Origin of the sequence: Myroides sp. (genome assembly GCF_032073645.1) — a bacterium.
GTDB lineage: Bacteria > Bacteroidota > Bacteroidia > Flavobacteriales > Flavobacteriaceae > Flavobacterium > Flavobacterium odoratimimum.
On the sequence record NZ_DAMANB010000012.1, the window covers coordinates 1 to 19,682 of the forward strand.

Annotated in this window: 12 protein-coding genes; 5 read left to right on the plus strand and 7 right to left on the minus strand. The window is 32.7% G+C overall.

Annotation, left to right across the window (positions count from 1 at the left end):
* The first annotated feature begins 284 nt into the window (after positions 1-284).
* Positions 285-2,216, plus strand: a complete 1,932-nt coding sequence (locus tag RT228_RS10135) for a polysaccharide biosynthesis protein (protein WP_006260845.1) — start codon at positions 285-287, stop codon at positions 2,214-2,216.
* Here RT228_RS10135 and RT228_RS10140 read toward each other — a convergent pair.
* The gene (locus tag RT228_RS10140; RefSeq protein ID WP_006259456.1) at positions 2,213-3,862 is read right to left on the minus strand and encodes a MutS-related protein; all 1,650 of its coding nucleotides are present in this window, start codon (positions 3,860-3,862) and stop codon (positions 2,213-2,215) included. The genes RT228_RS10135 and RT228_RS10140 overlap by 4 nt on opposite strands.
* Before the next feature lie 130 nt (positions 3,863-3,992).
* Positions 3,993-5,285 carry a methionine adenosyltransferase gene (gene metK, locus RT228_RS10145; protein ID WP_006259455.1) on the minus strand — a complete coding sequence of 431 codons (1,293 nt, stop codon included), beginning with the start codon at positions 5,283-5,285 and terminating at the stop codon, positions 3,993-3,995.
* A 456-nt stretch (positions 5,286-5,741) separates the two neighbouring features.
* On the opposite strand from metK, the gene RT228_RS10150 reads away from it, so the two are divergent.
* Both RT228_RS10150 and RT228_RS10155 read left to right on the plus strand, forming a co-directional pair.
* The gene (locus RT228_RS10150; protein ID WP_006259454.1) at positions 5,742-6,386 is read left to right on the plus strand and encodes a carbonic anhydrase family protein; all 645 of its coding nucleotides are present in this window, start codon (positions 5,742-5,744) and stop codon (positions 6,384-6,386) included.
* A gap of 4 nt (positions 6,387-6,390) precedes the next feature.
* Positions 6,391-7,041 carry a carbonic anhydrase gene (locus tag RT228_RS10155; RefSeq protein ID WP_006259453.1) on the plus strand — a complete coding sequence of 217 codons (651 nt, stop codon included), beginning with the start codon at positions 6,391-6,393 and terminating at the stop codon, positions 7,039-7,041.
* Between the two features lie 10 nt (positions 7,042-7,051).
* Here RT228_RS10155 and RT228_RS10160 read toward each other — a convergent pair whose 3' ends face one another.
* The 3 genes from RT228_RS10160 to RT228_RS10170 form a co-directional block, all read right to left on the minus strand.
* Entirely contained in the window at positions 7,052-8,221 is a 1,170-nt protein-coding gene (locus RT228_RS10160; protein WP_006259452.1) for an LETM1-related biofilm-associated protein, read from the minus strand.
* 62 nt (positions 8,222-8,283) lie between these two features.
* Complete coding sequence (rimK, locus tag RT228_RS10165; RefSeq protein ID WP_006259451.1) at positions 8,284-9,648, minus strand: 30S ribosomal protein S6--L-glutamate ligase; 1,365 nt, start codon at positions 9,646-9,648, stop codon at positions 8,284-8,286.
* A 530-nt stretch (positions 9,649-10,178) separates the two neighbouring features.
* The gene (locus RT228_RS10170; RefSeq protein WP_006260846.1) at positions 10,179-12,713 is read right to left on the minus strand and encodes an ATP-dependent Clp protease ATP-binding subunit; all 2,535 of its coding nucleotides are present in this window, start codon (positions 12,711-12,713) and stop codon (positions 10,179-10,181) included.
* Positions 12,714-12,963: 250 nt separating this feature from the next.
* On the opposite strand from RT228_RS10170, the gene gyrA reads away from it, so the two are divergent.
* Positions 12,964-15,477 carry a DNA gyrase subunit A gene (gyrA, locus tag RT228_RS10175; RefSeq protein ID WP_006259449.1) on the plus strand — a complete coding sequence of 838 codons (2,514 nt, stop codon included), beginning with the start codon at positions 12,964-12,966 and terminating at the stop codon, positions 15,475-15,477.
* 18 nt (positions 15,478-15,495) lie between these two features.
* Positions 15,496-16,770 carry a tetratricopeptide repeat protein gene (locus RT228_RS10180; protein ID WP_006259448.1) on the plus strand — a complete coding sequence of 425 codons (1,275 nt, stop codon included), beginning with the start codon at positions 15,496-15,498 and terminating at the stop codon, positions 16,768-16,770.
* 121 nt (positions 16,771-16,891) lie between these two features.
* On the opposite strand, the gene RT228_RS10185 is transcribed toward RT228_RS10180, so the two are convergent.
* A complete protein-coding gene (locus RT228_RS10185) occupies positions 16,892-18,775 on the minus strand; it encodes a DUF349 domain-containing protein (protein WP_006259447.1) in 1,884 nt (627 codons plus the stop codon).
* 133 nt (positions 18,776-18,908) lie between these two features.
* Positions 18,909-19,661, minus strand: a complete 753-nt coding sequence (locus RT228_RS10190; protein WP_006259446.1) for a shikimate dehydrogenase family protein — start codon at positions 19,659-19,661, stop codon at positions 18,909-18,911.
* Between the last annotated feature and the right edge of the window lie 21 nt (positions 19,662-19,682).

Here is a 19,682-nt window from a genome sequence, read left to right on the forward strand (position 1 = left end):
CTTTCTTTATAGAATCCCCAATCTCGTATGAGGTTGGGGATTTTTTGTTTATATGTATTTTATAATTGTGCTAATCCTTTAGATTTTCGAAGGGATCATCTGTATATATTTACTATTTGTTAATTTTAGTGTAGTGTTAGTTGTTAATATGTTCATAAAGATTAAATAATCTAGGAAAAGGGTGAAGACACTGTATTTTCTAGTGAAGAGTAATAAATGTGACATTTTATGCATTATATTTGCATTTAGAAAAATTGTAATAATTGCTACCAAAAGAAAATCGTATGAATAATGCGCTGAAAAGACAGTTAAAGCGTGATACACCTAGGGGTATCATATTTGTAATAGACTTGTTGATTGTCTTGTTTACCTATTTTATATCTAACCTTTTGTTAACTAATTTTTTTGGTAATTTCTCTATCGAATTAATGTTAAAGAGAATACCTGTATTATTAGTTTGTTATATTGTTAGTTTTTTGATATTTAAACCTTTTAAAGGTGTTATCAGACAGACAAGCATAAAGGATATCGAGACTATTTTTATTTCTTGCTTGTTTTCAGGAGCAGTCATGATGATTGTGAGTTTGCTACAAAGAAATGAGTTCTTAGGGAATAGTTTAGAGCCTTATTTAAGATATTCGTATTCATTTGTATTACTGCATTTATTCTTTACTTCAGCGATGCTTATTTTAGCTCGTTTGTTTTATAGTCAATTTTATCGTAGTTATGTATTAGATGTTAGAAATCATAAACGCGTGATTATCTATGGTGCTGGTGATTCTGGTATTATTACTGTTGGTGCACTGCAAGGAGATACAAAAGTTAGAACACATATAGTGGCTTTTGTGGATGACAATAATAGTAAATCTGGAAATAGACTAGGAGGTTACAGAATTTATAATCCTTCTATTCTTGATGAGACTTATGTTACTAGTAATCGTATAGATGAAATTATTATCTCAATTCAAAATATCACTAGAGAAAGATTAAATGATATATCAGAGGTATTAGAGAAACTTCCTGTAAAGATTAAAATAATTCCACCAGCAACAGATTGGTTAGATGGTTCATATACAAATAAGCAAATTAAAGAGTTAAAGATTGATGATTTACTTGGACGTAAAGCAATACAATTAGATAACCCTATTATTGGTAAAGAGATTGATGATAAAGTAGTATTGATTACTGGAGCAGCTGGGTCTATAGGTAGTGAAATAGCTAGACAAGTAGCTCGATTTAATTTTAAGAAACTTATATTAGTAGATCATGCTGAATCTCCTTTATATGATGTGCAACAGACTATGGTTTCTAATAAATGTAATGACATTATCTATGTTGTTGGGAATATTAGGGATACAAAGAAGATGGAATCTTTATTTGAACTTTATAGACCTAATTTAGTATATCACGCAGCGGCTTATAAGCATGTTCCTCTAATGGAATCATTCCCTTATGAAGCTATTCATACCAATGTAAAGGGGACTAAAGTGATTGCAGACTTATCAGTTCAATTTGGAGTATCAAAGTTTGTAATGGTTTCTACAGATAAAGCTGTTAATCCTACTAACGTTATGGGGGCAACTAAACGTGCAGCTGAACTATATGTATCTACATTAAAAGATAATGGTGTTACAAGCTTTATAGTTACTCGTTTTGGAAATGTTCTTGGTTCTAATGGATCTGTGATTCCATTGTTTAAGCGTCAAATAGATGCTGGAGGACCATTAACTGTAACACATCAAGATATTACACGTTTCTTTATGACGATTCCTGAAGCTTGTCAATTAGTATTAGAAGCTTCAATTATGGGGAATGGAGGAGAAATCTTTGTATTCGATATGGGGAAATCTATGAAGATATTTGACTTGGCTAAACGTATGATACGACTGAGTGGTTATAGTTATCCTGAAGATATTGATATTAAGATTACTGGTCTAAGACCAGGAGAGAAGATCTTCGAAGAGTTACTCGCTAATGATGAGAATACGGTGAAGACACATCATGAAAAGATAATGATTGCAAAAGTACGTAATCAAGATTTAGATGTGGTAAAAGCGAATCTAGAGATGATGTGTAACTATGTGTGTGAGAATGAGGGACAGGATGATGTAGAGTACTTAGTGAAACAATTAAAGATAATCGTTCCAGAATTTAAATCTCAGAATTCAAGATTTGAATGCTTAGATGAAGAAATAGAAAAATGTTCAGTTAGCTAACTGAACATTTTTTTTGTGTTATATGCTAAATCTGTAATCTCAGTAGGAAAATCATTTAATTCTAATATTTTGATTGCATTAGTTGTTTGTGGTTGACCTAGCTTTAATTTGTAGTCAAAATGTAACTCATTGTTGACAATACTTTCTTGTAAGTATTGACATTGATAACCTTCTTTTTCTAGTAGCTCAATGAGTTCGATATCATGTGTAGATACTATAACTATATCTTTCTCTTTATTTAGATATTTAAGTATAGCATACGCAGCGGAGATTCTTTCTTTTGTATTAGTTCCTTTTAGTATTTCGTCTAATACATATAATTGTGGATTTGTAGTATTTGATTGTATTATGAAGTGCTTTATTTGTTTTACTTCTTGTAGGTAATAACTAGTGTCATTATATAAGTCATCTGTTATTCGGATAGAACTGTTGATTTGGTAAAAGTTAGCTTTATATGATGTAGCGAATACATACCCTATTGTTTGAGCTAATATTGTATTTAAGGTCAATGCTCTTATGAATGTAGTTTTACCTGCCATATTAGAACCTGTTAGTAGCAGGCTTTTATTTTCTAAATGTATTGTATTACTTACACAATTTTCGATTAATGGATGGATTAGGTTTTCTATTTGTATTTCTTTGCTATTGTGGAATACAGGTTGACATAGTCGATTATTTGTTTGTAGAGAAGCTATTGAGATTGCTGTATCTATCTTTGCAATTGTTTCAAAAGAAGTTTTTAGCTCTTCTTTAGCATGTTGTGCTCTTAAAAGAAAAGATTCGAAGGTTATAACTTCGATATTAAGCATTATTTTTAGTAGTTCTATAGGGAACATTACTAATGTAGTTATCTCATCTTTAATAGCGCTGTCTGATGTGAAAAAATAGGTTAGTGTATTTAATTTGCGCAGTGTAGGTATAGCTTTTTTTGTTTCGGTAAAATTATATGCTGTAGATAACTTTTGCATCTTTAGTAACTGACTAGTTGAATTAAGAATATGTTTAAAGTTTTGTGTAGCACTTAGCTGATCATATTGCGCATATTTATTTTTATAATGTAAGACCAAGTTGACACTAAATACCGGAAGTAATACTAGTATCCAGATTAAACTATGTAAACTTAATAGTAAAGAACTAATTGTAATGATATTCAATACATAAGCTAGTTTTAGTTTGAAACGGTTTATTGTGATGTTATGGGTGAATAGAGTGTGATAGTAGTATATACTTCTATTCGTTAAGGTACTTAGTAGCATTTGTACTTTTAATCTTTCATCACTGTCAGTTCTGAAGAAATTAATTGTTTGATCAAGGTCTCTTACTTCTTCTGGTGACTTAATCGTGTGCAGTTTGTGATATAAGTATTGTTGTCCTATTAAGGAGTGTGTTCTGTCTAGATAAGTAAACGTATCGTCTAAATCAAGATCTTGATTAATAGTTTTGCTAATTGTTTGATACGATGTATTATGACCTAATGCGTGATGGTATGATGCTATTTTGTCAAAATTAAAATCAGTTAATCCTTTTGGATGTCCCCAGCTTTCTTTTAATTTTTGAAGTTGAGCATTCCTTTTGTTTCTATTTCTTTTTTTATCAAAAAGAATATATAGTATCAGTAATATAAATGCACCTAGAATCCAGTTCATAATTTTGGTTTAGTTAAGTAAATATAAACCAATTCTAGTAATGTGTATAAGAGAGGATTCTTCTTATAGGAAAATATAAAAAAAAAGAGACTACTAACAGCAGTCTCTTTATATGAATTGGATAAGAATATTACAAGCTAAATTTAGCTTTGATATCTTCTACTCTGTCTAATTTTTCCCAAGTGAATAATTCTACTTCTACTTCTTTAGTTTCTCCACCAGGTCTAGTGAATACTTTTTTTACTACTTGAGGTTTGCGTCCCATATGTCCATAAGCAGCAGTCTCGCTATAGATAGGGTTTCTTAGTTTAAGACTAGTTTCAATGAAGTATGGTCTTAGGTCAAATAACTCACTAACTTTTTTAGCGATTTCACCATCAGTTAGATTAACATTGCTTGTTCCGTAAGTATTGATGTATAAACCTGTTGGTTTAGCAACTCCAATAGCATAAGAAACTTGAACTAATACTTCATCAGCAACACCTGCTGCCACTAGGTTCTTAGCAATATGTCTTGTCGCATAAGCTGCACTACGGTCTACTTTACTAGGGTCTTTACCAGAGAAAGCACCTCCACCGTGAGCACCTTTACCACCATAAGTATCTACGATAATCTTACGACCTGTCAGTCCTGTATCTCCATGAGGACCTCCAATAACGAATACACCTGTTGGATTGATTAAGTACTCTATTTCTTCGTTATTTTCAAATAAATATTTGTATTGAGGATATTTATTTAAAAGACGAGTAATTAAGATCTCTTTGATGTCTTTCTCTATTCGTGCTTGCATTGCTTTCTCAGCAACTTCTTTAGCTTGAGCAGAGTTATCCGTTGGTTGAACGAAATCATCATGTTGAGTAGAAAGTACGATAGTAACAATTCTGATAGGAGTATTGTTATCATCATATTCTAATGTAACTTGACTTTTCGCATCTGGTCTTAAATAAGTAACTTCCGTATTTTCTCTACGGATAGCTGCTAATTCTTGTAGCAATTTATGAGAAAGGTCTAATGCTAGAGGCATATAGTCTTCAGTCTCTTTAGTTGCATAACCAAACATCATCCCTTGGTCACCAGCTCCTTGTTCTTCTGGACTCTTTCTGTCTACTCCTTGGTTGATGTCAGCAGACTGTTCGTGGATAGCAGATAAGATACCACATGAGTTAGCGTCAAACATATATTCACTCTTAGTGTAACCAATACGTTTGATTACCTCTCTAGCGATTTGTTGTACGTCTAAGTATGTTTTAGATTTAACTTCACCAGCTAAAACTACTTGTCCTGTTGTTACTAAAGTTTCACAAGCCACTTTAGAATCTTGATCGAACGCTAAAAAGTTATCGATTAAAGCATCAGAGATTTGATCAGCAATTTTATCTGGATGTCCTTCACTAACTGATTCAGATGTAAAGTAATAAGCCATAATAATTGTTTTTTTAAGATTTTAAAAATAGAGGAAATGGCTAAAGGGGAAGTATGAATTTCTGCTTTAGCATTTTTTACCGAGGTTGCAATCAGTACAAATTTTTCCTCCTGTTATTTATGGTGCAAATGTATTAACTATTTTGGTAATCAAACAAATATTTTTGTAATTTATATTTATGTTAACGATTGATGGTGTTTGTAAATAGATGAAATTTAAATGCTTATCGATAAGAACTGATTTGAAGACCTACTAATTTTATATCTCTGTATGGTTCATCTCTTTTTAACTCTTTTACATTGAAGAGTAAGATAAAGGTTGAGATATTAATTGTTAATTATTGTTTATGAATTATAGTATTAATAAAAATTACTTCAAAAAATAATAATACGTTATATTTTATTGATTGTTTTGTATTTTTGCTATCAGTTTACAACTTAAATAAACAACAATCGAATGAGACTACACAACATAGAAGACCAAAAATTAGTTACACCAAAATTAGCTTTAGATTTCTTAGTGGAAGGAAATAAGCGTTTTGTAGAAAACTTAAAAGCACATAGTAATCTGTTAGAACAAGTAAACTCTACTAAAGAAGGACAGTTTCCATTCGCTATTATATTGAGTTGTATTGACAGCCGTACTTCTGCTGAGTTAATCTTTGACCAAGGATTAGGTGATATCTTTAGTGCTCGTATTGCTGGTAATGTATTGAATGAAGATATTATTGGTTCTATGGAATTTGCATGTAAATTAGCAGGTAGTAAACTTATCATGGTTTTAGGACATTCACATTGTGGAGCTATTACTGGAGCTTGTAAAGGTGCAAAATTAGGGCATTTAACTAATTTATTAGCTAAAGTAGAACCTTCAATAGAGTATGTAAAAGAGAATAATAAAAACCTTGATATAGAATCGAAAGAAGCAGTTGATTTAGTTGCTTATCACAATGTAGATCATACTATTGACCATATCTTAAGTAAAAGTACTGTTCTGAGTGAAATGTATCAAGCAGGTGAGATAGGAATTGTAGGGGCTTTTTATAAAGTAGAAACAGGTGAAGTGAACATTGTAAAAGAAATGTTTGTAGAGAAAAAATAAGACTATGGCACATAGTGATTTTTATAAGAAAATTCTAGAACGCAATAAGCAATGGGTAGAGGAGAGGCTAACTGTAAATCCTAATTACTTCAAAAGACTTAGCGAAAAACAAACACCTCCTGTATTATGGATAGGGTGTTCTGATAGTAGAGTACCAGCTAACGAAATTATAGGAGCAGAACCAGGTGATGTTTTTGTACATCGTAATATTGCGAATATGGTAATACACTCTGACATGAATATGTTGAGTGTTCTAGATTACGCTGTTAATATTCTAAAGATTAAAGATATCATTGTTTGTGGTCACTATGGATGTGGTGGGGTACTAGCTGCAATGAAGAATGAGTCTTATGGTCTGATCGATAACTGGATTAGACATATCAAGACTGTCTATAGATTACACAATGTAGAGTTAGATCAGATAGATGATGAAGTAAAACGATTTAATCGTTTTGTAGAGCTAAATGTACAAGAGCAAGTGTATGATTTAGCAAAAACATCAATCGTACAAGAAGCTTGGTCTCGCAATCAAGAACTTGGAATACACGGATGGGTATACGGTCTTAACTCTGGTTATGTAACAGATTTAAATGTAAACTTGATGAGTAATCAAGATCTAGACGAAGTATACCAACTTCGATTTAGAAAGATATAGTTTATGTTCGTTACTGCTCTGTATTTTCATTAAATGAAGAGGGAAGTAATGATGGGATAAACTTTAATAAAATAGGTAATAATATACCTCCTCCAGGTAAAATAAAGATAGCAAGAGAAGGGATGGTTTTAATAACTTCTATAGTTTGTTTTTTGACCATCTTTTTTTCTTCTTTATTTAAATCTCTATGTGTAGAATCCACTAATAACTTCATTAGTTGGGTATTCTTTTGTAATTCATTTACTAGCCTAGTTTTGTTTCGCGTTAGTAAAAGCTCGATATAACTTGTAGAGTTTTTGATTACATTATCAAATAAGTTGCTTGATTTGTAATAATGGTAATCATATTTATTTTTAACCAATACTATCGAAAAGTAAAATATACTCTCTTCTATCATCGTCTGTGAATAAGGAATAGACAAGAATGGCTCTTCCTCGAAGTTAGGTAGTATAATTTCTTGTACATCGTTTTTCCATGAGTTACATACGATGTAGTCTATCATAAAGTTTGCCTCGAAGCTACTGATAGGAGTATTCGGTTTTATTGAATCAATAGCTGCGCTGTTATTAGTTTTGTCTAAAAAGTCTATTAGTTGTAGATCTTTTTTGCTTAACTCCTCTTTATTTCGTTTAACAGATAATGTTATTTCTTTTAATTGTTCTACCGTGTGTTGTATAAAGATAGTAGGATCTGTTTTTTCATTGATATAAGCCTCGAATGCTAGTATATCAATGAATAATAGAATCATATTTAGTACAAAATCATTGTTTTTTGACTGAGAAAAGAAGTGTTCTTTACATCTGATAGAAAAGATGTTTTCTAGTTTGTTATAAGGGTTCTTTTCTTCAAAGAATGAAGAGAATATATTGCTCTTATGAGGAATGAATACTTCGTAAAACTCTATGAGCTTATCGATGAAATTCTGTTGATTATCCCCATTGTTATATATATAATAAATCTTCTCTAAAAGCTGTAAGTAGCAGATCTTAGAAAGTTCTTCTTGTGTGTATTTAAAGTTTTTATAAATACTTGGTAATTCATCAATATCAATTATACCATAACTGAATCCTATTCTTCTAATCTGTGTTGAAATCTCATGACAATTCTGAGTAGAGAAGATTTGATAGTCTAGGTGTTCTGTAAAGTATTTTTTGATCCAGCCGTTAGTAGATGGGTTCATAGCTTGTATTGATTTAAAAAGAATAAAAGTGGTGATGGTTAGATCACCACTTTTTTATAATATTACCATTTTACTTGTTTTTCTATCGCTTTAATCATCTCTGAAGCAATATCTTTATTTGTAGCACCTTCTATTCCTTCTAATCCAGGAGAAGAGTTTACTTCTAGTAGAAGAGGGCCTTTAGCAGAGCGAATAATATCTACTCCAGCTACTTTTAGGTTCATAGCTTTAGCAGCTTTGATTGCTATCTTTTTCTCTTCTGGTGTTACTTTGATTACAGATGCTGTACCACCTAAGTGAATATTAGCTCTAAACTCACCAGGTAGGGCTTCGCGTTGTATAGCTGCTACAACTTTTCCGTCTACCACGAAGCAACGTATATCCTTACCATTCGCCTCTTTAATAAACTCTTGAACTAAGATGTTTGCATTAAGACTTTTGAATGCATTGATCACACTTTCTGCTGCTTTTTTAGTTTCTGCTAGTACCACACCTTTACCTTGTGTTCCTTCTAATAATTTGACAATAAGAGGACTTCCTCCCACCATCTTTATTAAATCATTAGTGTCTAAAGGCGAGTTAGCAAAACCTGTAGTAGGGATGTCTACACCATTATTTAATAATAATTGAAGTGAAAACAGTTTATCTCTAGACTGAGCTATCGCTGCAGCACTATTTAAACTATATACTTTAAGAGATTCGAAATGTCTAGTTAACGCACATCCGTAATAGGTCATACTTGGTCGTATACGAGGTATCACTGCGTCAAAATCATTTAGAACTCGCCCACCTCGATAGTGTATCTCTGGTTGGTTAGCATCTAGTTTCATATAACAGTATTTCAGATTTAAGAAGTGCATTTCGTGACCTCTTAATTCTCCTGCTTCTATAATTCTTTTATTGCTGTATAGTTCTGGGTTACTAGCTAATAATCCTATACGCAGACCTTTCTTCTCTGTTTTTGGTTTAGTATAGTATTCTTCTAGTTTTTCTGTTGTTGGTTGACCTAGTAAGAAGTGTTTTTCAGGATCTACTAACACACGTCCTCCCATAGCTTCTCTTCCTAGTAGCATTCTATATCCCATAGAATCTCTATTAGTCAAAGTCAGTTCTATCACCCAGTTTGTATCCGCAATGGATATTTCTGTTTGGATTACGTATCTAGATTCTCTAGAGCCACTAGAGCTCTTCACGATTCTTTTATCTATTACCTTAGATTCACAGTGGATAACAGTTTTTCCATTGTTTTGCAGAGGATTGACATCAAATTTGACCCACTTTTCTCCCTCTTTTTCAAAAGGAACAATGTTTATAGCATGTAACGCAGATGTCTTAGCACCCGAGTCAACACGCGCTTTAATAGCAGGGATATTTAAAGTAGAAAAAGAACACCATTCTTCACTACCAACAATAACTTTGTCTAACATATATTAATAATAATCTAATGCGAATGTAGTGTATTAAAGATAATGCTTTTACACGAGATAGAAAAAAAAGTAAAATTTAATGATTTTACAACATATTGATGCTGGTTTAGAGAGAATATGTGACAAAAAAGCTTGTTAAGTGTTTGATTGTTTATGTTTTATAATAAAATATGGATCGTAGTTAGAGTTGTAAGGTGCTAAGAGTGGAATAAAATAATCCAATCAAAAGGTAAAAGAGTAGGTGTGTTGTAGTGTAATAGCTTGGATTTAAGAAGATAAAATATAAGGACTTAGCTTGCACTTTCTTGAGGTTTGCTAGGGGTATCCTTGGGGTTTACTAGGCAAAAAGCGGGTTTTGTCGAAGGAATGTCCTAGAATACTCCTAGAAACCCTAAAGCAACTTAGAACAAAATAAAGAAAAGTAGAGTCTAGAAGGGAAGGGAAATAGGCGAAGTAAGGGAATAAAAAAAGAGAATATCCTTTAAGGATATCCTCTTTTTATTGACTTCTTCTTGAGAGAAGAATGTTTATTATTTTGCTATAATTGCTATTTCTAATGCATCTTTAGCTTCGTTAAGTTTCATCTCGATACTGTCACCTAACGTTATTTTTGAATTTACAATCTCCTCTGCTAGAGGATCTTCGATATACTTCTGAATCGCTCTTTTAAGAGGTCTTGCTCCATATTGTTTATCGAAACCTTTTTCGGCAATAAAGTCTTTTGCGTCTGGACTTAATGTTAATTCATAACCAAGGTCAGTAATTCTTCTAAACAATTTCTGAAGCTCTATGTCTATGATTAAGTCTATATGATTTCTTTCTAAAGCGTTAAATACAATGATATCATCTATTCTATTTAAAAACTCAGGTGCAAAGGCTTTTTTCAGCGCATTTTCTATCACAGATTTAGAATGTTGATCCGTTTGTTCCTGTCTAGCAGTGGTGCCAAAACCTACTCCTTGTCCAAAATCTTTTAACTGACGTGCTCCGATATTAGAAGTCATGATGATAATCGTGTTTCTAAAATCAACTTTTCGTCCTAAACTATCTGTTAGATGTCCATCGTCAAGTACTTGTAGAAGCATATTAAATACATCTGGATGTGCTTTTTCGATTTCATCAAAAAGAATCACGCTATAAGGTTTTCTTCTGATTTTCTCTGTTAACTGACCACCTTCTTCATAACCAACATATCCTGGAGGCGCTCCTACTAATCTAGAGATAGCGAACTTCTCCATGTATTCACTCATGTCGATACGGATAAGAGCATCTTCAGAGTCAAACATTTCTTTAGCGATTACTTTAGCTAATTGTGTCTTACCAACTCCTGTCTGTCCTAAGAAAATAAAGGAACCAATAGGTCTATTAGGGTCTTTTAATCCAGCTCTATTTCTTTGGATTGCTTTCGCTATTTTACTAACGGCTTCGTCTTGACCAATAACCTTACCTTTGATTAACTGAGGAAGATTAGCAAGTTTAGTGATTTCTTTTTCTGCAATTCTATTTACAGGAATGCCTGTCATCATTGAAACAACGTCAGCAACATTCTCTTCAGTAACCACTATTCTGTTTTCTTTTACTTCTTGTTCCCAGTTTTCTTGAGCTACAGCTAAGTCTTTTTCTAGTTGTTTTTCATCATCTCTTAAACGAGCAGCCTCTTCATACTTCTGTTTTTGTACCATTTCATTCTTTTGCTCCTTAGTATGTTCTAGTTTTTGTTCTAGTTCAAGGATATTATCTGGTACATTGATATTAGTGATATGAACACGAGAACCTACTTCATCCATAGCATCGATAGCTTTGTCTGGTAAGAAACGATCACTCATATATCTGTTCGTTAGCTTAACACATGCTTCGATAGCTTCATCAGTATAAGTAACATTATGGTGGCTTTCGTACTTGTCTTTAATATTGTTTAAGATCGTAATTGTTTCGTCTACAGTAGTAGGTTCTACGATTACTTTTTGGAAACGACGTTCTAAAGCTCCATCTTTCTCGATATGCTGTCTAAACTCATCTAATGTTGTAGCACCGATACATTGGATTTCACCTCGAGCTAATGCAGGTTTGAACATATTAGATGCGTCTAGTGAACCCGTAGCTCCACCAGCTCCTACGATAGTATGTATCTCATCAATGAACAAGATAATATCATCATTCTTCTCTAGTTCATTCATTACAGCCTTCATTCGCTCTTCAAACTGTCCTCTGTATTTAGTACCTGCTACAAGACTAGCTAAGTCAAGAGTTACGACTCTCTTGTTATATAAGATACGAGATACTTTCTTCTGAACAATGCGCAGAGCTAATCCTTCCGCTATAGCAGATTTACCTACACCAGGTTCACCGATTAGTAGAGGGTTGTTCTTCTTGCGTCTACTTAGAATTTGAGATACGCGTTCTATTTCTTTTTCACGCCCAACTACAGGATCTAGTTTGCCATTCTCAGCCATTTCGGTTAAATCTCTACCAAAATTATCTAATACTGGAGTTTTACTTCTTTTAGATGTTTTAGCTGTAACATTGTCATTGCTGTCAGTACTTTTACTGTCATCTTGACTTGCATCATCAAAAGTTTGTGCTTTTGGACTTTCGAATAAATCATCAGAAGAGTCTTTTTGAGCCTCGCTAGTATTTAAATACGCTTGTTTCACAGCTTCATAATCCACTTTCATCTTATTTAAGATTTGTGTAGTAGGGTCATCGCTATTTTTTAGAATACAAAGCAGCAAGTGAACAGTGTTTATCTCTGTACTTTTGAATAGTTTTACTTCTAAGTATGTAAGTCTTAATGCACGCTCAGCCTGTTTTGTAAGGTGCAATTGTAGTTTATTACTCAGCAGTTCTTTATTATGAGAAGCAGGGTTTAATGTTTCTATTTTATGACGTAGAAAATCAACATCTATGTCCAGGTTATTTAAAATATTAGACGCTTCACCTTGTTCCACTTTTAATAGTCCTAGTAATAGATGTTCAGTACCGATAGAGTCATGACTAAGCCTAATAGCTTCGTCTTTGCTATATGAAATAACATCTTTTACTTCTTGTGAGAAATTATCATCCATTTTTCAATTCAAATTAGGTGAATATTCATTTTAATCTTTAAAGATACAAAAAGTGTACCTATAGTATAAAGCTGACAATAGCTAATTGACAAAAAAAAACTTTAATAAAAAAGGAAGAATGTGTTTTTTTTAGAAAAAATCAATTTGCTAGATAATCAAATGAAATACTTGTATAAAAACGTGGAGAAAACCTATAAAAACTGTATATTAGCGCGTTTAATAATTTGACAATTTTTAATTTTATATACTTATGTCTGAAGGAGAAAAGTTAATTCCTATTAACATAGAAGAGCAAATGAAATCTGCTTATATCGACTACTCGATGTCAGTTATTGTTTCTAGAGCGCTTCCTGATGTTAGAGATGGCTTAAAACCTGTTCATCGAAGAGTATTATTTGGAATGTATGAATTAGGCATCATGTCTAATAGAGCACATAAAAAGTCTGCGAGAATTGTAGGAGAGGTTTTAGGTAAATATCACCCACATGGAGATAGTTCAGTGTACGACGCTATGGTACGTATGGCACAGGATTGGAGTATGCGTTATCTACTAGTGGACGGACAAGGTAACTTTGGATCTGTAGATGGAGATAGTCCTGCAGCGATGCGTTACACAGAGGCAAGAATGAAAAAGATATCTGAAGAGATTCTTGCTGATATTGACAAAGAGACTGTAGATTTTCAATTAAACTTCGATGATACTTTAGAAGAACCTAAAGTAATGCCGACTAGAATCCCTACGTTATTAGTGAATGGGGCATCGGGTATCGCGGTAGGTATGGCAACGAATATGGCACCTCATAACTTATCAGAGGTTATAGATGGTACATTAGCTTATATCGATAATAATGATATTGAAATCGATGAATTAATCAATTATATTAAAGCTCCTGATTTCCCTACTGGTGGTATTATCTATGGATATGAAGGAGTACGCGAAGCTTTTAAAACTGGTCGTGGACGTGTAGTAATGCGTGCTAAAGCTAATTTTGAAGAAGTAGATGGTAGAGAGTCTATCGTAGTGACTGAGATTCCTTTCCAAGTTAATAAAGCAGAAATGATTAAGAAAACTGCTGAAGCTATTAACGAGAAAAAGATCGAAGGTATTGCTACTATTCGCGATGAATCTGATAGAAAAGGAATGCGTATTGTATACGTATTAAAGCGTGACGCAGTTCCAAATATTGTTTTAAATACACTTTATAAATATACTCAATTGCAGTCTTCTTTTAGTGTGAATAATATCGCATTAGTAAACGGAAGACCTCAATTATTAGATTTAAAAGAGTTAATCTCTCATTTCGTTGATCACCGTTTAGATGTAGTGACTCGTAGAACTCAGTTTGAGTTAAGAAAAGCAGAAGAAAGAGCGCATATTTTAGAAGGATTAATTATTGCATCTGATAATATCGATGAAGTAATTGCTCTTATTCGTTCTTCTAGTAATGCTGATGAGGCTAGAGCTAAATTAATAGAGCGCTTTAACTTATCAGAGATTCAAGCTCGTGCAATTGTAGAAATGCGTTTACGTCAGTTAACTGGACTAGAGCAGGATAAACTACGTGCTGAGTATGAAGAGATCATGAAGTTAATTAATCATTTAAGAGAGTTATTAGCTAGCGTAGAGCTAAGAATGAACTTGATTAAAGAGGAATTAACTGAGATAAAAGAAAAATATGGTGATGAGCGTCGTTCTGTTATAGAATATGCAGGAGGAGATGTTAGTATCACTGATTTAATTGCTGATGAGCAAGTAGTAATTACTATTTCTCATGCAGGATATATTAAACGTACTCCACTGACTGAGTACAAAACTCAGAATAGAGGAGGAGTAGGACAGAAGTCTGCTGGTACAAGAGATCAAGATTTCTTAGAGCATATGTATGTGGCTACTAATCACCAGTACATGTTGTTCTTCACTCAAAAAGGTAAGTGTTTCTGGATGAGAGTTTATGAAATTCCAGAAGGTACTAAGACTAGTAAAGGACGTGCTATTCAGAACTTGATCAATATCGAGAATGATGATAAAGTGAAAGCGTTTATCTGTACTCAAGATCTTAAAGATGAAGAGTACATCAATGAGCACTTCGTTATCATGGCTACAAAACAAGGTCAGGTGAAGAAAACTCCATTAGAGCAATATTCTAGACCTCGTCAAAATGGTATTAATGCGATTACGATTAAAGAGGATGACGAATTACTAGAAGCAAAATTAACTGACGGTAAGAGTAAGGTGTTATTAGCACTTCGTTCTGGTAAGTTAGTTCGTTTTGATGAAGAGAAAACTCGTCCTATGGGTAGAACTGCTTCAGGAGTTAGAGGTATTACATTAGCAGATGACAAAGATGAAGTAATCGGTATGGTGTCTGTAAGTGATTTAAATAGTGAGATTCTTGTAGTATCAGAGAATGGTTATGGTAAGCGTTCTTCTTTAGATGAATACCGTGAGACTAACCGTGGAGGTAAAGGAGTTAAGACAATGAACATTACTGATAAGACAGGGTTGTTAGTGTCTATTAATTCTGTTACTGATGCAGATGACTTAATGATTATTAACAAATCAGGTTTAACTATTCGTATGAAGGTTTCTGATCTTCGCGTAATGGGACGTGCAACTCAAGGAGTTCGTTTAATTAATATTAAAGGAAACGACTCTATCGCAGCTGTATGTAAAGTTATGGCAGAGGATGATGAAGATATCTTAGAAGGAGATGTTGATACAATCATTGATATTGATGATCAAGGGAGTGATAATTTAGAATAAAACACATACCAATATATTATGAATAAAAGATATGTTTACTTATTGTCAGCTTTAATGTTATCAGGGTTGACAATGGCTCAAAAGAAAGAGCTTAAAGACGCTGAGAAAGCTGTAAAAAAAGGAAATGTAACTGAAGCAACTGCTGCGTTAAAAGCAGTTGAGGCAGTATTAGGAAATGCTTCTAACGCTGAGAAAGCACAATATTATGCTCTACAAGGAACATTAGCGTATTCTCAAATTCAAAAAGATGTAGATGTAGATAATAACGTTGATGCTATTATTGCTTCTTACAAAAAATTGAATGAGTTTGAAACAAATAAAGGAAGTAAAATCGTTAAACAAGCTGATGAAGAGATAGCAAGCGTTGCAACTAAAGTTGTAGGACAAGCTATCGAAGATAATGGCTCTGCTAATTATAAAGGAGCTACTAGACGTTTTACTCAAGCTTATCAGTTAAGCCCTAAAGACACAGTGTATTTATACTATGCTGCTTCTACGGCTATTAACTCTAAAGATTATGCTACTGCTGTAGAGAACTATAAGCAATTAGTTGATTTAGGATATAATGGAAGTGAGTCTTACTATACAGCTATAGAGAAAGCCTCTGGTCAAGTACAAAGTTTTGGAAAAGACTCTAAAATGCGTGACTTGATGGTAAAACAAGGTACTCATACTGATCCTAAGTTTGTAAAAGAGGATTCTAAAAGACCAGAAATTCTTAAAAACTTAGTGTTAATCTATAGCCAAGAAGGTAAAACAGAAGAGGCTGAGAAAGCTATTGTTGCAGCTAGAGAAGCTAACCCAGACGATATCAACTTATTATTAACTCATATGGATCTTTATTTAAAGTCTAATAATATGGGTAAATATGAGGAGTTAGCAAAACAAGCTTTAGCTAAAAACCCTAATGATGATGTATTATTATACAACTTAGGAGTTACTAGTTTTGATGCTGGACGTTTTGAAGATGCCCGTAAATATTATGAAGAAGCTATCCGTATCAACCCTAAGTCTGAGAATGCTTATTTAAACATGGCTTTCCTTAAGTTACAACCAGACCAAGAGTTGACTAATAAAATGAATAGCTTAGGTATGTCTGCTGCTGATAATAAGAAATATGAGCAGTACCAAAAAGAAAAACATGCTATTTATAAAGATGCGATGAATGACTTAGAGAAAGTTATTTCTATCAATCCTGGTAATGAAGCAGCTATTAGTACTTTAAAAAATATTTATCGTGCATTAGAAATGACAGATAAATTAAAAGCATTAGAAGCTAAAACAAACAAGTAATAATAGGATTCTATTATAATATAAAAAGGTGGATTTATTAAATCCACCTTTTGTTTTTTTAGAGTATTTCAGTTTATTATTAAACAAAAAAAGAGAAACATTAGTTTCTCTTTTTTTGTACTTATATATTTCTAATTTGGGTTAGTTTATCTTCCCAGATTTTTAAATCATCTCTTTGTTTTTCGATGCTCTTTTTAACTTCTTTTACAAAAGGATTGTCATCAGTAGCATTGTGAATATAGGCTAGATTGTTTTCTAATTGAATGATAGAAGAGTTTATTTCTTCTATTTTTCTTTGAATAAATAGAGCTTCATTCTGTAGCTTTCGCTTGTCATTTGTCTCTAATATAGATTCTAATCTATTATTAAATTTAACAGCTTCAGTTTCTCTTTTACTTAAACTTAGTTTATCAAATAGTACATCTAGAATCTTGTTGAACTTACCTTCTATAAAACGTTTATTAGCAGGTACAGAACCAATAGATTTCCAGTTATTGATATGATTCTTAATCTCTCCTAAATCTGTCTTGTGATCACCAGATAGTTGGAATCCTTTTAATAGATCTAAGTATTCTTTCTTTCTATTATAAGCATCTAATTCTACAGCTGATTCTTTATTTTTAATAGCATGGTATCTATCAAAGTAAGAGTTACAAGCTTCTTTAAAGTCAGCCCATAGTTGATCAGAGTATTTGCGAGGTACATGGCCTATTAGTTTCCAGTCATCCTGTATCTTTTTCATAATCGGAGTAACCTTTGCAAAATCTTCACTGTCCTTTAATTCTTGAGCTCTTTTTATCAATGCTAGTTTTTTAGCATAGTTGTCTTGTTGCTCTTTTTTAAGTTCTTTGTAATAAGCATTTTTATTACTATTAAAGTTTCTTGTAGCTAGTTTAAATAAATCCCAAACTTGCTCATTATTATCTAATGGCACTTTACCTATAGAGAAGAAGCGTTGTCTTAATTCTTCTACTTTAGCTATTTCTTTCTGCCATTGGTTATGGTTAGTTATCTTTTGTTTAGAAAGAATGTCTATTTCGCTTATTATAGCCACTTTTAAGGCAAGATTTTCTCTTTCGACACTTCTCAGTTGTTCGAATAATATTTCTCGCTTATCATGCAGTTGTTTTGTGATTTCGCTGAACTGATCCCAGATTTGTTCTCTTATATCTCGATCTACAGGGCCAATCTCTTCTTTCCAGATTCTGTGTAGGGTCTGTAGCTCTCTAAATGACTTAATAATGTCATCATTCTCTAATAGCTCTTCTGCTCTTGCGATTAGCTTTTGTTTCTGTTCTAAGTTATATTTAAAGTCAAGATCTCTTGATTCTCTATCTAGGTGTAACTGATCGTAGAATCTCTCTACATGGAAGTGGTAGTTATTCCATACGTGATTGTATTTGTCCTTTGGGATAGGTCCCGCAGTCTTCCATTCTTCTCTAAGTTCTCCTAATTGTTTTAATGCATCACCGTTATGCTCGTTTTCTATTAATTGTTTTAATTTTTCTATAATAGATAAACGTTTTTCTAGATTTACATTAAGATTATTCTGAAGTTGTTTAAAGTATGCATTTTTAGCTACTCTATACTCATCATAGTATTTGTCAAAATCAGTTTTAATAGGAAGGATGTATTGAAAATCTGACTCATTCGCATCAGGATTCTCATCAAAGAAAGCTTCTTTCTTCTCGTCCACAAGATCATTATACTTAGTATAGAATTCTTTTTTGATGTCTTCTACGTGATCTTTAATAGCTGTTACCTTGTAATTCTTGATTAGCTTATGAAGTTCCTTAGTTAGCTTCTCTAAGTCTAGTTTTTCATAGTTAACAGTAGGGATATTGCTTTCTTCATAAGAAGCTAAATCTTCACCTTCTTCAGCATTTGAAGCTGTAATAGAATCAAGAGCTTTTTCTTTATCAGTTGGGACAACCGCATTTGAATTTGATTCCGGTTTTTGTCCATCTGCTAGCTCATGCAGGTTATCATTCTTTTGTTCTAACATGTTTGAAAAAGTATTTATTTAAACAATATGTAGTAAAGCACAATAAATAAACGTGCTCTCTCAAATTTAGGAAAAAATATTGAATAAATCGCAATTTTCTTTTGCTAGAACTATTTATATCAATTATTTAGTATTAATCTCCACTGAATGGCTTATTCCAAATCTTATATGCTTTTTCTGCTTGAAGTACTAGCATTTCATAGCCGTTCTTTACTTTTGCACCATACACTTTTGCTTCTTTCATTAAGGTTGTTTCTTCAGGATTATAGATAAGATCGTATACTATATGTCTCTTTGATAGCAAGTGTACAGGGACTTCAGGCATCTGATCAATATTAGGAAAAGTCCCAACAGGTGTAGTATTGATTATAATGGTATAATGATTCATTACTTCTGCAGTCAGTTCGCTATAAGTTAGATTATATTCTTCTTTTGTTCTGCTTACGAAAGTGTATTTTATGCCTAATTTCTTAAGAGCATATTCTATTGCCTTGCTAGCTCCTCCAGTACCAAGTATTAAGGCGCGCTTATGATGAAATTTAAGCATTGGTTTTAGAGAATGGTAAAATCCATACCAATCCGTATTATAACCTTTTAATTGGCCTTTTTTATTAATTTGAATCGTGTTAACTGCTCCTATAGCTATCGCTTTTTTAGAAAGTGAGTCTAGATATGGGATAATAGATTGTTTATAAGGAATAGTTACATTTAACCCTTTAATATCCTTGTGGTCTTCTAGTATTTTAGAAAACTCATTTATGTTTTGTAAATCAAAGTTTACATAGATACTTTTTCTATCTTTTAATTTCTCAAACTTTTCTGCAAAGTAGGTACGTGAGAAAGAATAATCTATGTTTTTACCTATTAATCCGTAGCGTTTAGTCATATTGAGTTCTTATAAAAAAAG